The sequence below is a fragment of the Rhodoglobus sp. G.S.23 genome (genome assembly GCF_056675935.1).
On record NZ_CM155237.1, the window covers coordinates 1,855,772 to 1,868,633 of the forward strand.

At 57.0% G+C, this 12,862-nt stretch carries 10 protein-coding genes and 3 pseudogenes; 5 read left to right on the forward strand and 8 right to left on the reverse strand.

Translation table 11 applies throughout. The features are described 5' to 3' along the window. The first annotated feature begins 35 nt into the window (after window positions 1-35). A complete protein-coding gene (locus AC1ENN_RS08870) occupies window positions 36-407 on the forward strand; it encodes a globin (RefSeq protein WP_480392171.1) in 372 nt (123 codons plus the stop codon). An 11-nt stretch (window positions 408-418) separates the two neighbouring features. Next, complete coding sequence (locus AC1ENN_RS08875) at window positions 419-847, forward strand: hypothetical protein (RefSeq protein ID WP_480405871.1); 429 nt, start codon at window positions 419-421, stop codon at window positions 845-847. 69 nt (window positions 848-916) lie between these two features. Here the strand turns inward: AC1ENN_RS08875 and AC1ENN_RS08880 are convergent, their stop codons facing one another. Then, the gene (locus AC1ENN_RS08880) at window positions 917-1,324 is read right to left on the reverse strand and encodes a heavy metal-responsive transcriptional regulator (RefSeq protein ID WP_480390940.1); all 408 of its coding nucleotides are present in this window, start codon (window positions 1,322-1,324) and stop codon (window positions 917-919) included. A gap of 54 nt (window positions 1,325-1,378) precedes the next feature. On the opposite strand from AC1ENN_RS08880, the gene AC1ENN_RS08885 reads away from it, so the two are divergent. Further along, on the forward strand, window positions 1,379-1,675 hold the full coding sequence (locus AC1ENN_RS08885; RefSeq protein ID WP_480405872.1) for a thioredoxin family protein: 297 nt from the start codon (window positions 1,379-1,381) through the stop codon (window positions 1,673-1,675). A 506-nt stretch (window positions 1,676-2,181) separates the two neighbouring features. Here AC1ENN_RS08885 and AC1ENN_RS08890 read toward each other — a convergent pair. Continuing rightward, window positions 2,182-2,925, reverse strand: coding sequence for a DUF5677 domain-containing protein (locus AC1ENN_RS08890; protein ID WP_480405873.1), 744 nt, complete (start codon window positions 2,923-2,925; stop codon window positions 2,182-2,184). 204 nt (window positions 2,926-3,129) lie between these two features. Here AC1ENN_RS08890 and AC1ENN_RS08895 point away from each other — a divergent pair, with 204 nt between their 5' ends. Continuing rightward, window positions 3,130-4,374, forward strand: coding sequence for an AlbA family DNA-binding domain-containing protein (locus tag AC1ENN_RS08895; RefSeq protein ID WP_480405874.1), 1,245 nt, complete (start codon window positions 3,130-3,132; stop codon window positions 4,372-4,374). A 565-nt stretch (window positions 4,375-4,939) separates the two neighbouring features. Here the strand turns inward: AC1ENN_RS08895 and AC1ENN_RS08900 are convergent. Next, window positions 4,940-5,281, reverse strand: a complete 342-nt coding sequence (locus tag AC1ENN_RS08900) for a hypothetical protein (protein ID WP_480405875.1) — start codon at window positions 5,279-5,281, stop codon at window positions 4,940-4,942. A 407-nt stretch (window positions 5,282-5,688) separates the two neighbouring features. Between AC1ENN_RS08900 and AC1ENN_RS08905 the strand changes: the two genes are divergently transcribed. Beyond that, entirely contained in the window at window positions 5,689-7,017 is a 1,329-nt protein-coding gene (locus tag AC1ENN_RS08905) for a PIN-like domain-containing protein (RefSeq protein ID WP_480405876.1), read from the forward strand. 288 nt (window positions 7,018-7,305) lie between these two features. Here the strand turns inward: AC1ENN_RS08905 and AC1ENN_RS08910 are convergent. From AC1ENN_RS08910 to AC1ENN_RS08930, 5 genes and pseudogenes are all read right to left on the reverse strand, one after another. Next, window positions 7,306-7,690, reverse strand: a pseudogene (locus AC1ENN_RS08910) (CoA ester lyase); the annotation flags it as partial. Window positions 7,691-7,863: 173 nt separating this feature from the next. After that, window positions 7,864-9,087, reverse strand: coding sequence for a hypothetical protein (locus AC1ENN_RS08915; protein WP_480405877.1), 1,224 nt, complete (start codon window positions 9,085-9,087; stop codon window positions 7,864-7,866). A gap of 178 nt (window positions 9,088-9,265) precedes the next feature. Then, window positions 9,266-9,778, reverse strand: a pseudogene (locus tag AC1ENN_RS08920) (HpcH/HpaI aldolase/citrate lyase family protein); the annotation flags it as partial. Window positions 9,779-9,818: 40 nt separating this feature from the next. Beyond that, window positions 9,819-12,446, reverse strand: coding sequence for a hypothetical protein (locus tag AC1ENN_RS08925; RefSeq protein WP_480405878.1), 2,628 nt, complete (start codon window positions 12,444-12,446; stop codon window positions 9,819-9,821). Between the two features lie 114 nt (window positions 12,447-12,560). Next, window positions 12,561-12,803: pseudogene (locus tag AC1ENN_RS08930) on the reverse strand (CoA ester lyase); the annotation flags it as partial. Window positions 12,804-12,862 lie beyond the last annotated feature (59 nt).

A 12,862-nucleotide genomic window follows, 5' to 3' on the forward strand; every position in this document is an offset into this window, starting at 1 on the left:
AACCGGCGGTGACTCCGGATGCTCCGGCCGATTCGATGTGGGAACTTATTGGTGGTCGCGACACGTTCGAGAAGTTGGTGCGCGAGTTCTATGTGGGTGTGGCAACGGATGAGGTTCTGCTGCCGATGTATCCGGAGCAGCCCGACCTCGAGGGTGCCATCCAGCGCCTGACGGGTTTCTTGGAACAGTATTGGGGCGGCCCGAACACGTACAGCCAGGAACGCGGGCACCCCCGCCTGCGCCAGCGCCACATGCCCTTCAAGGTGAACCCGGATGCCCGTGACCGCTGGCTACATCACATGCGCAACGCCCTCGACACTCTCGAACTACCGCCGCTCTACGACGCCGAAATCTGGGCGTACCTCGACCGTGCCGCGCACGCCATGGTCAATACGTTCGAGGAGTAGCATCCTCTGCCATGGATACATTTTCGAGAAAGCTGGCCACGCTTTCGGTCGTAGTCGCATTAGCAATGGCCCTCAGCGCATGTACGTCCGCTACCCCGTCGCACACTGGCGCGGCTGACTCTGTGCGGCTGGCAACATCGAACTCAGCGCAGCTCAGCGGGATGGAAGCGCTACTTGAGGGAACTCTAAAGATCGGCGCAAACGGGTGCGTGATTGCGGAGACCGAGGGCGGACCTGTAGCTCTCGTGTGGCCCAAGGGCTACTCGGTCACTGGAGATGCGAAGTTCTTCGATGTGCTCGACGCCGATAACAACGTGGTGGCGAACTCTGGTGAGAACGTTTCCCTAGGCGGAGGTGGTGGCTCAGCGCGTAGCGCCAAGACGGAACCGGATTGCGCCACGGGAACCCCTTGGATTGTTGGCACGATTACGACGAGCTGACAGCTGGTTTCGCGCTGCCGAAGCTCGCGATTGCACCGACGAAGCGTCGAGAAGTAGCTGCTGCGGGCACTATAACTCCCGAGCATTAGGGATGATGGTGCAGATCTCAGCCTCGGTGCAGTTGGCCGGGTCGAGAGCTTGAGCCTCGTGGATGAGTTGCTTCAGCTCCGCTTCGAGCGCCGCCAGGTCTTTCCGGCGCTCCTGTACGCCTTCTAGTTTGTGTTCGAGCAAGCTTGAGACGTGGGTGCAGGGCGCTTCGCCGGCATCCCGCAGCGACAGGATGCTCATGATTTCCGACAGTGTGAGCCCCGCGGCTTGGCTGTTGCGGATGAATGTGACTCGGTCGACAACGGCGGGATCGTAGTCGCGATACCCGTTGCCTTGCCGTTGAGGCTCGGGCAGAAGCCCTTGCTTTTCGTAAAAGCGAATCGTGTGGCGCGGAACATCCAGGCGATCGGCGACTTCTCCAATAAGCATTGGGCAAGACTAACGCTTGACCTTCAAGTGCACTTCAAGGTTTACGGTGAAGGTATGGAAATCACGCTGCAATACTTCGAGGGCTGCCCCAACTGGAAGGTTGCCGATCAGCACATCACCGAACTCGTACAAGAGTTCCCGGAGATTACGGTGTCGCGACATCTGGTCGACACGGTCGAAGAAGCTGAGCGTGTGGGGTTCCGCGGGTCGCCCAGCATCCTCTTCGATGGCGTGGACTTTGCCCAGGCGGATGCCCCGGTCGGGCTTGCCTGCCGCCGCTATGTCACTCCGGATGGCTTTGCCGGCGCGCCCACTGTTGGCCAGCTGCGGGAGAAGTTGAAAAGTGTGTAGCTCTAGGCGTTCAGGGGCGGTCCACCGACACCAGCGGATGGTTTCCAACTACCGAATTATTGAAGCGAACGGAGCGCTAAAGATTCTGGCCGACAAGAGCACGAACCGCGTCATCGGCGCCCCACGTCCTTGGCCTCGACGATGCCGAACCCACATACACGTTAGCTCTCGCCATGAAGAACGGTCCCGCCGCGCGCTAAATCAGATCGACAGCCACGGCGTGCAGTCCACTGGGTCAGACCTAGGGATCGGTTGTCCGAGGCAGTGGTCGCGGACAGCACCACATGCGGCCTGCCGCCGATACCCGCCCAACTCCGCCGTTCTATAACGTCGAAATCTGGGCGCGCCTCGACCGTGCCGCGCACCCCATAGTCAACACGCTTGAGGAGCAGCAGCCGAGACGTCGAGCCCTTGCAGTTTGAAACTGTCCGCCGTGCGCTCGGGTACGCGTCGTGCCATTACCGCGAGAGACCTTCAAACATGGCGGGAAGTGCTGCGACTTGGGCTCAGGCAGATTCAGCTTTAACAATAGATTTCTCAACATTTATCGGCAGCAACAAATCATCGGACTGCCGATCTAGTCGGGCCATTCCCGGTTTCCCAACGATCAGGTCCTCCACCAGCCAAGCGGCGAACATAGCCGCCATCGCGGCGATATAGGTTGTGTTCGCACCCTGAGGATCCGCAGGTGCGGCATTCAACGTCATCTCTGGGCCCTCTAGTCGAAGGAAGCCTGTCATGGAACTACTGGTGACGTGGACGAGCTGCGACTGCTGTTTGTAGACCATTTCGAGCATATGCCGTTGATCGACGGCACGAAGTCTATCCACTACAGGCGGCATGCCTTTGCCAAGTTGACCGAGACGTTCCGTCTCAACTTCCATAGCTTCGACGAGTTGCTCGTTCTCGAGCCAGGTTGACATTTTGCTGTAAAAGTCGAGATGAGTCGCTTGGATGGTGACGACGAGCCGGTCGAGACCGCCTTTTGTGTATCTCGCCCATTGCGCCGTTGCAGCATGTTCTATTGCTTGCCTCGCTAGGACGGTTGCTTCGCGCGGTCTACCTGTCCGGTGGAGCGCAGCAAATGCGCCTGCATAGCGGATCGCTTGGGCACATACTCCGTAGAGCAACTGAAACTCGCGTGCGCGTGTTTTTTCAATGTCATAGTTGCGACCGAGCATCCGAGTTTCCTGCTCCTCAATAAAAGCCAGCAGATCCTCGACGGGTGGAATTCTTTGTTCTGGGTTCACAACTCCAATCTAGGGCCCCATCACCGGAACCACGGTGGAGAAAGAATCGCCCGCTTGACAAGAATTTTGCTAATCGTTAGCCGCAGGATTGCGCTCACCGGCAAGCTAGCGCGCCCGAAAATCACGAAAATCTATGTCAATTTGCGCGCGTCCCGATCGCTTTCTCGACGAGCCGATATAAAGGCAAACCTGCGATAGTTGCTTATGCTGTTCACCGCGCTTCACCGACTCCTAGGCCGAGGTCCGAGTCCGATCACCGACGATTTAGTCGATACCGCCGTAGAACTGGAGCTCTCGGAGTCCGATGACCTCGACTGGAAGAGTGAGCTGCCCCCGACCAAGGGCCTCGCGGAGACAGACTTCCCGAAGGACGTAGCTGCGATGGCCAACAGCGGCGGTGGCGTCATAGTTTACGGCGTGGCGGAACAGCAGAAGCGTGCAACGGGTCGCACCGATGTTGGCGTCTTAACTGAGAATCACGAACGAACGCTGCGCGCTGCCGCATATGGCGCGATCACCCCACCTGTCTTCATTGGAGTGCACGCAGTTGGCACTCCTGGCAAACGGGCCGTTGTCGTGGTCGTGCCCGCATCCATCGATGGCCCACATCTGATTTTTAGGGACAAATTCTTTGGTGCCCCCCTTCGCAACGACGCTGACACCGAGTGGATGAAGGAGCGACAGATCGAGGCTGCATATCGCGTTCGGCTAGAGGAACGACGCCGCACAGACAAGCTCCTGACTCAGCTGTACGACGAAACCGCCACGAATTGGAGCAGTGACCAGCGCGCCCTCGTTGTTGCGGTCGCGCGCCCTCGATCGCTCTCTACGAACACGGTTCGCAGAGAGCGGGCAGAGGCTCGTTCAATATTTACGAGTGCAAAGCGCTTGGGCCAGGTGTTTTCTAGCGACAACGGAATTCACCCTCTCGAAAACGTGGTGAACAACCCCAGACCGGGCCTCCGTCGTTGGGTGGCGGTCAACGCTTCGACGGGAGATAGGGCACTCTGGCGTGGAGCCTGCGCATCGATTCACGACAACGGCTCAGTAAGCATGGCTGCCACAGTGGGTGGCCACCGGAGCACGAGCGGCAAGATGATGCGTGACAGCCAGGTTGATTCCGCAGCTATCGAATCCGCAGTCGGGGACTTCATGGCACTCATCAGGACTTGGAGCACGGAATTGGGCCTGGGAGAGTATGAAGTCCGAATAGGTATCGAATGGCCCAGTTCGGCCCCCTTGCTGATCCAGACAGTTGATCAAAGCGGATATCCGTTCAATGGCACGTCGGTGCCACTCAATCGGTACATTCCTGTAGAAGTCACGGTCAATTCTGCGGCGTCAGATCCGGCATTCTTCTGGCAGGTCTATCAGGTAGCTGAAGACTGCATCAATCAGGGGGGTATAACTAACTTGCGGATGATCCGACCCCCCGCAATCGAGGACTAGCTCGTCAATCGAACGGGATCAAAAACGACACAAGGGTAATAACAGCTGTCGCGCTACTCGGCGATGATCGGCAAGTGCGATTCCTCTCCCTAAACGCCCGTCAGACACCTGCAGCTGGTTCGTTCTGATTGCCACCGCTAAACCCCAAAATCGATCAGATTCCCACGCTCGAACGAGTCCTTAGGCGGGACCATTCTGCAGCCGCTCGAGTTCACTAGCGGGAATCGACCCCAGGTGCAGCTGGTCGAGGTTCGTCCGCATCTCGGTGCTTTCGCAGTTAACTAATGAGATGAGGCAGATATTCGGCCGAAAGCAACAGCGGAGTTCTAGGGGTCGAGGAGAGCTTTGTCCAGCAGCATTCTCCCGCTCGCCCCACCCGCGAAACCTATCTTCCGGATTTGTCTTGGTGCTCGCCGTCCGAATGCGTGAGCGTGGTCAGCCCATCGCTAACATCCGCAACTATCCGTGACGCGGGCCGCGGGGATTCTTGAATCTGCTGAATACTATCTCCGACATCTGGGTTGCCGTCTGGTTCAGACTGCGGTGTTCTAGCCATATTCATTCCTTAGGTAAGGCGCTGCATGATGAATACCAGGAGCGCTATTGAAATAGCGATTGAAAGTAAAACGAACCCAACCTTGAGAGCGGTAACGCGCGCGTTCGTGCGGAGCTGCATCTCGTTATACGCCACAACTTTGAGTTTCAATAAGTAGATTTCAAGCTCATACGCTCCCTGAGCGTTGTCGATCCACTTCCACCAAACTTTTTCTGGGTCGATCGCACCCGCTGGCGCAGGCCACAGCGCAATAGTTGCGGCGACAACCGTGCCAAGAGCCATCACGAGCGGAAGAGTGGAGAGCCACAAGTGCTCGAACCCCTCTGGCGTGTCAAACGCTGTCCCGGCCAAGAGCCCAGCGACCACGACTAAAAACGAAGCCTTGACCTGTATAGAGCGTGCTCTTTCAGCTGCCGTTTCGCGTTGAATGTCCAGCTCAGCACTTAGAAGCGCGACCCGCTGCCGCCGCTCGCTCGGCCTCAAGCTTGCCTTGTCGAAGAAACCCATGCAACAAATAGTGGCATAACCAAGAATGCCGGCCTAGGAATCAGCGTGAAGCAATCAGGTGACGAGGACCGTCTCGTCGACCGCTCTAGCTAGAGAGTTCAGAATTGGGCCGCAGGGACGCTTGAAGATTCGCTGTTCCGCTCCATACAGGATTGCGGATCGGAACACATGGTCACACCTGCGGTCGACTCGCTGGAACAGATACTGTGTAACTAGCTGAGGGCCGCTCAGCCTTACTACGAACGGTTTCGATGAAGCAGCAATTCCGTGGCTACTACCAGCCCTCAAAGGAACAACTAGATGATTTGTGGGCCAGAGGTCTCATCGTCCTCGATACGAACGCATTGTTAAATTTCTATCGATACTCGGATTCAACCAGGTCAGACTTCCTAAGTCTTTTAACCTCACTGACCGATCGATTGTGGTTACCCCACCAGGTGGGCCTCGAATTTCATCGCAACCGCCTCGAAGTGATCGACCAGCAAGAACAAGCCTTCGAATCGATCGAGTCGGCTCTCTCCAAAGCTCAAAGTCTTGTGGAGAAAGAGCTAAACGGTTTTAGAAGCCATCAGTCGCTGAATCGGCAGGGAATTGCTACAACTCTCGAGATGGGTCTATCCAAAGTGAAAGATACCATCTCCGAGTCCCGCCGACTCTTCGACGAATCACCGATTGTTGACGACGGAGTGGACACGGTTCTAGTCGCTCTCACGGACCTCTTTGACTCCCGCGTTGGAACAGGGTTTAGCAAAGATAAACTCTCTGACATCTACACCGAAGGCGCTGCAAGATACGAGAAGTCGATTCCACCCGGATTCAAGGACAAGGCCAAACCTGAACCAGAGCGTTATGGCGATCTGGTCCTATGGCGCCAGGTTCTTGATAAAGGAAGAACGCTAAAACTGCCAGTAATTTTTGTAACCGACGACAGCAAAGAGGACTGGTGGCAAAACTTCAAAGGGCGCACCATGGGCCCGCGCGTCGAGCTCGTCGACGAATTTTACGAAGCGACGGATCAACGTATCCACTTTTATACGCCTGAGAGATTCCTGCAGTACGCGAAGGATCGCGGAGGATCGCCCGACATTCGTGCCGAATCCATCGGGGAAGTCCAGCAGGTCTCCGAGGCACCGTTTCGCGCTGTACAGGTCTTGAGCGATCGCCTTCAATCGTTGACAGCAGAGAGACAAGTTATCGAAGAGGAACTCCTTCGAACTGATGCTTCATCCGGTGACGATAAAAAGCCGCACAAGCGCCATCTTCCTGACCTTGAAGCCGAGGCACGCGAGCTCAAAACCTCGCTTGAAGGAACTGCACAGTTCCATACCCGCGTTAGAGAACTCATTGTTGTCGCTGAGAACGAGGAGGATCGTCGTGATTTGCTCGTGCAACTCGATCTGCTAGACCAGCAGAAATCAAGGCTTCAGAGCTCCCTTTCTGCGATCACGAGAAAAATTCAGCACTCCGTACAGTTCGAGCGCAGCAACGCGACCTCGCGATCTCAAGCCTTGCGCAGATATGCTGAAAACTTAGACAATGACATCGAAAAAACTGTGCTGGCGATCGAGGAGCTTCAGTAGAAGCATTAGGCCCGCTGCCAGATTCGACTAGAGATTTTGAGGGGACGGCGAGGCCCCGCTTCGCGCCTATCTTGACGAGGCGCTGACGGCGTGAAGTAGCTGGGGAATGTCCGGGTTGTGACGGTGCTCTTCGCACGCAGATCGTTCTTCAAGATTGTTATCCCGGGGATATAGGAACCCGAAGGCGCCCGCGAGGAACTGATTTCATTTCCAGAGATGCGGAACCTTGCTCGCGACTCGTTTCGGGACAAGGCTCGCCTTCGCGTCAGATCCGAACCTTCCCCCCTCCTACCCCTCGCGCAACCCCGCCCGCGCCACCACGCACTCCGCGTGCCTCAGGATGGGGCCGTCGACCATGCGACCCTCAAAGCTGAAGACTCCGGGCTGCGATTCCGCGGCGGCGAGAAGTGCCCGTGCTGAGGCGATTTGCTCGACCGTGGGCGCATAACTTTCGCGCACAATAGCGACCTGAGAGGGATGAATGCGGGCCGTGGCCGTGAACCCTAGCGCAGCGGCATCCCGCTCCTCAGCACCGAGACCCTCCAGGTCTGCGATATCGAGATGCACCGCATCAATCACCACCTTTGAGTAGGCTCCGGCCGCCAACAACACCGACGACCGCGCATGCAGCGCGACACCACGCACGGTAGGGGCCGGAATCTTGGCGCGACGAGACTCGCACTCCGATCCCGCACCACAGCGTTTCTCTCGTGTCCTTCGTGTGTGTTGTGGCTTAAAACTTCACAATGTTGCGGATACCTGTCCTTCATCGCCGAGTCGTAGGACTGGACGCCCTTCAGTAAGCAGGTCTGTTACTCCGACGCTCATCACGGTCGATCACCTGCTTCATTCTCGAACCCACCAACCGCAGCCACTAGTCGAAAACCCTTCTCCGTTGTAGACCGTGACTCGAATCGAGTTCGGGGCAAAAGTGACGAAGTTGTTGTCGATGATGTTGCCCTGGCCGTTGGAACGCTCCCAGTAACAATTGCGAAGATTGCTTTGCACGGTTTTGTACGTGCCTGCAGAAATAGAATCGCCGACCGCTCGACCGCCGTCGCCAAAAGCACCCGCGGAAATATCTACCCAAGTTGAATAGGTTGGGCAACTTAGCGCGGTAGCAGCCAATGGCACGAGCGAACCGCTAGAAGAATTCTTCTTAATAACGGTGATCAAAGCCTGCGCGGACTGCTCGGCGGAAGTCAGATCGTCGCAGAAATCTTGAGCACCTTGAAGAATGTACGGGCGGTTCTCTTCAACTACGTCCCACCCACCTGATTGCACTGCTTCTACGTACACGTCTTCCGCCGCGATTTGAGCCGCCGCGGCCGCGGCTTCTGCGGCTTCAGCGGCTTCTTTTGCTACAGCTGCCGCTTCTTGTTCTGCTGCCGCTTGGATTTCAGCCTGCCTCGCAGCTTGCTGCGCTGGAGTGTCTTTCGGGCCCACTCTGTCGATAAGGCTGTTCAGATTGGTTATCCGGGAGCTGATCGCCCCTGGGGACAAATGACCATCAAGTGCCGACTGAACATCCTTGATCGTTCTCGCGAGACCACTTGCCTGGGAAAGAGTGATGTAAGACTCGGAAGACTTCTGAAACTCGATACCGTTCTTCAGAGCGATCTCGGCCTTCGCCTCAGCATCTTCCTGCTCCTCCTGTTTTATCGCCTCCGCTTCGGCCCTGGCCGCCGCAATTTCCGCGTTCTCAGCGAGAAGAGCCGTCTCTTCTATTCCGGCATTTATGGCATTCGCCGCAGTGACGACACCAGCCAAAAGCAAAAGAGCTGCCAGCGAACCTGCGACCGACAAGACCACAGTTTTTGATGGTCGCCGATGGGTAGAGAAGATCTTCCGAATTGCCCACGCCATTCCCGTCTCAGTGGGCCGTACGTCATCGGTTGCCGATACGTCAACGTCTAGAGTCAGCGCATCATCGACCGCCTCAGCGACCAGCTTCGCCTCCGCAATCTCAGCAAGTTCGCGTTCGTACCGAGCCAATGCCACCGCGGCAGATTCGCCTTCGCGCATGAGAATCTCAGCGCCGGAAGGGTGCACTGCGTAACGCTCTACCATTTTGCTAGACCTCTCTTGAGTGCTGTGGGCACCTCCTCAAAAGTAGGGAGCATCTTGAAGCCACGCAATCCCGCAAACGGAGGCCAACCAACTCTTCTATCCCAGCGTTCGCCTGGGGCGCCGAAAAATCGCCGGGGAATACGGTATATATAGGCTCTCGCGGGAGCAGTCGCTACTGCTAACCCTCGCGCAACCCGGCCCGCGCTACAACGCACTCCGCGTGCCTCAGGATGGGGCCGTCGACCATGCGACCCTCGAAGCTGAAGACTCCGGGCTGCGATTCCGCGGCGGCGAGAAGTGCTCGGGCTGACGCGATTTGCTCGACCGTGGGCGCATAACTTTCGCGCACAATAGCCACCTGGGAGGGATGAATACAGGCCGTTGCCGTGAAGCCGAGCGTAGCGGCATCCCGAGCCTCAGCACCGAGACCCTCAACGTCTGCGATATCGAGATGCACCGCGTCGATCACCGCCTTCGAGTAGGCACCGGCCGCGAGCAGCACCGACGAACGCGCATGCAACGCGACACCACGGCACGGGCCGGAATCTTCGCGCGACGATGAACCGCCCAGCGACGCCACCAAATCTTCGGCACGCCACATGAGGGCAACCACGCAATCCAGCGCCGCCAAACTTGTAGCCGCCTGCACACCCCGCGCCGTCTCGCACAGAGCGATCACGTCGAGCTCAGTGATGCCCGCTGCGTCACGTCAGCGTCGGCAGCGGTGGCGACTACTTCGCCTTGAAGAATCCTGCGATGCCCGTTACAAAGAGTCCGAGAACGGCCCATGAGAGGCCCCTAATGACGCTGAACGCCACCACAAGCCACCATTCAGAATTGATTCTCCAGAGCTCGAACTGCCCCGTTTGTATTGCTGGTGCGACTATGTCAACGGCATACAACCCGGCCTGAAAACCGGCGTATGCAGTGGGTACCGGGCGAGTGTTTCCCGTTGCTGGCTGGACTGACTCTTCTCCTTCGGAGATATCGACCGTCGCCAGTTCGGCTGCGCCCGCCGGGGAGTTGGCGGCCGCGGGCGCCTCGAGAGTTAGCGAGAGCGCCGCACTGCGGTCAGTAGGCGAAAACGAATCGGGAAAACTGACCCCGAGCGAAAAGGCGAGCACCCACAGCACACCGAGAGAGACCAACGCACGTTCTGGACTAAATCCGTAGCCGATCGTTCCGCGCAACACTTGTCGCGCCAGAGGCGAATACCACTCGCGCCGGTTTTTCATCATTTCGTCTGTAGCTTGGTAGCGAAGTCTGCGAGCTTCACGATGTAGCCCACCGCTCGCGTAGGAATCCGCCGCAGCCAACCATGGCTGAGCGAAGAACTCTGGATGACCCTTGGTGGTCTGCTCTTCCGACCTCAAAAGCCAGTCGCGGACCGTCTTGAACGCTTCGCCCTCTGGGGTTGTGATCCGCTCAATCGCAAGATGACGAGTCCGTGTGAGTGATGCGATCTTGGATTTCTTGTCGGCTGGCCCAAGCTGCAAGTGCCCGATAGTCGCCCCGTCGAGGCTGATGTGGCGAAAAGTGTTGCTCAGGATAAGGTGTTCGAACCTCACTCCCGCTAAGTCCGCGTACTCGACCGCAATCACACCGCCCGAGTCGAGACCTTCTCGAGCGCCGAATCCCTTTATGGCTGTTAGATCAACCGTTCCACGACTCGAGGCTCTGGCCGCGTTGAGCCGGCCACCGAGGACTATCGGCGCGTCAGCTCGTACCTTTATCTGGCCCTGAACCTTCAAGTCCTCTACGCCCAAATCGCCCAGAATATTCGGGCTGATTTCGTCTTGACTTTTTGCAGAGCTAAGCTCGAAGTTGCCCTCGATGCTCGCGCCTGAAAGAACAACGTCCCCCTCTACGCGACGAATCGACAGAAGGACGTTTCCCTTTATGTTGCTGCCTCGGAAAGCGACGTGCGCTGAACAAGGTGAGCCTGCAGTGGGGCGGCATTCGGCGATTCGATCCGTGCTCGCCAGGATCGAATCCAACAATTCAATACGCAGTTCTCTTCGCGTCGAGTCCAAGAACGCGTTTGCTCGCAATGTTGCTCGCAAAATTCTGTCGCGATAGGCAACGAGCAAATCATGCGATTGAGCCTGTTGTGAGGCGTCACCAATCCGAGTTTGGATACGCAATGCTTGCACACTCCCAAATTCTGAATTCGTGAGCTTCACACTCCCCGTGCAATTCATATCGTTGACATTGGTGAGGCCACCGACACTCATTCTGTCTACTCGCACATCTCCGAGTGCCACCGAGCCGTCAAGCACAAGGTCGTCAGCAACGACAGCAGAAGTGAGTTCCAAAGCAAAATTGCCAGAATTTTCGGGAATCCCTGATCTCCCACCGAATATCGCACTCTTGAACGAGATACTTCTCGAAACAGTCCCGCCGAAATCTGTCTCACCACAGATGACTGCGTCGTCAAACCTGATAGTCCCGTCGACGTGGGCGCCGTCGAGACTGACGCTAGGGCGTTCGTCGACTTCGCGCTCGCAAGGCAAAACAATCAGATTTCGAGCTTGGACACTTCCGCCGATTTGGGAGTGCTTTGCGTCCAACCGGCCGTGCACAACGGCGTGATCGATGAAGAGCCCGGCATCTATTCGGGCTGCGTCAAGTGAAAGCGCGGCATGATTCTTGCGATTTTCGTCTATAGCTGCAGCACCGATTAGCGAACTCGTGAAGTCAAAGCAGCCATCGATTCGAACACGTTGTGCATTGACGATCCCGTCGATTGTGGAACCCATGAAAAGACAATCGCCCGACGCTCGTAATCCCTGCAACGAAAGCAAAGGGGCGTAATCCGATCTCTCCAAGTAGTCGGATCGAATTATTTCCAACCCGGTAGCCGAAATCGTCGAAGTTTCGGTCTCGGAAAGGTTGATCGAACCGTGTGAAATCACGTTTTCGAAGTAGATTCCCGCTGCAAACTTTGTACTGGCAAAATTGGCACCATTCACAAGTAGCGAATTCGAAATTCTAAACTCCGAGCCGGTTGCGCCAAACAGCAAAATCATGCTGTCGAAATGCACGAAATCGAACTGGACAGGGAAGCCCAGATTGAAGAAATCAAGCTCGAGAGGGCCAGAAATACGGACTCCTTGAATCGTTAAACCCGACGGGTCGATCTGGTCCGCTGTCTTCATGAGTGCAGCGCGTATGTCTGAAGCGGAAATCTCGGGGAATGATTCCCACTCGGCCGCCGTCATCGAAGCCTCACGGCGCTTGCTGTCGAAATTCGAGGGGTTGAACTTCGAGCCCGGCCCCGCCAGTGCCTCTGCAATCTCCGCGGCGGCTGCTGTCTCGTCTTGGGGCTCGTGAATTTCGGCGCGATCTTTCTCAGTCATTGGCAGTCTCCCCCGTTAGCTTGAGGCCCCACACCCCAATTCTGAGAATTCTACACTTTGATAGTTCCCGGTCTTTACTCGCAGTATCGTCGGACGCTGGAACTGAGACAGCTGCTATCCCTCACGCAACCCCGCCCGCGCAACAACGCACTCCGCGTGCCGCAGGATGGGCCCGTCGACCATGCGACCCTCGAAGCTGAAGACTCCTGACTGCGATTCCGCTGCGGCGAGAAGTAACCGTGCTGACGCGATTTGCTCCACCGTGGGCGCATAGCTTTCGCGCAAAATGGCCACTTGAGAGGGATGAATGCAGGCCGTAGCCGTGAACCCCAGCGCATGTGCATCCCGAACTGGAGCCAAATGAAGAAGACCGCGTGATTTCCCACGCTGTTATTTCAGCGGCGCTCCAACTGAGC

Coding starts and splice junctions, on each gene's coding strand:
- AC1ENN_RS08880 (WP_480390940.1), bottom strand. CDS start 1,324: ATGCTTATTGGAGAAGTCGCCGATCGCCTGGATGTTCCGCGCCACACG.
- AC1ENN_RS08925 (WP_480405878.1), bottom strand. CDS start 12,446: ATGACTGAGAAAGATCGCGCCGAAATTCACGAGCCCCAAGACGAGACA.
- AC1ENN_RS08870 (WP_480392171.1), top strand. CDS start 36: ATGTGGGAACTTATTGGTGGTCGCGACACGTTCGAGAAGTTGGTGCGC.
- AC1ENN_RS08885 (WP_480405872.1), top strand. CDS start 1,379: ATGGAAATCACGCTGCAATACTTCGAGGGCTGCCCCAACTGGAAGGTT.
- AC1ENN_RS08895 (WP_480405874.1), top strand. CDS start 3,130: ATGCTGTTCACCGCGCTTCACCGACTCCTAGGCCGAGGTCCGAGTCCG.
- AC1ENN_RS08915 (WP_480405877.1), bottom strand. CDS start 9,087: ATGGTAGAGCGTTACGCAGTGCACCCTTCCGGCGCTGAGATTCTCATG.
- AC1ENN_RS08875 (WP_480405871.1), top strand. CDS start 419: ATGGATACATTTTCGAGAAAGCTGGCCACGCTTTCGGTCGTAGTCGCA.
- AC1ENN_RS08905 (WP_480405876.1), top strand. CDS start 5,689: ATGAAGCAGCAATTCCGTGGCTACTACCAGCCCTCAAAGGAACAACTA.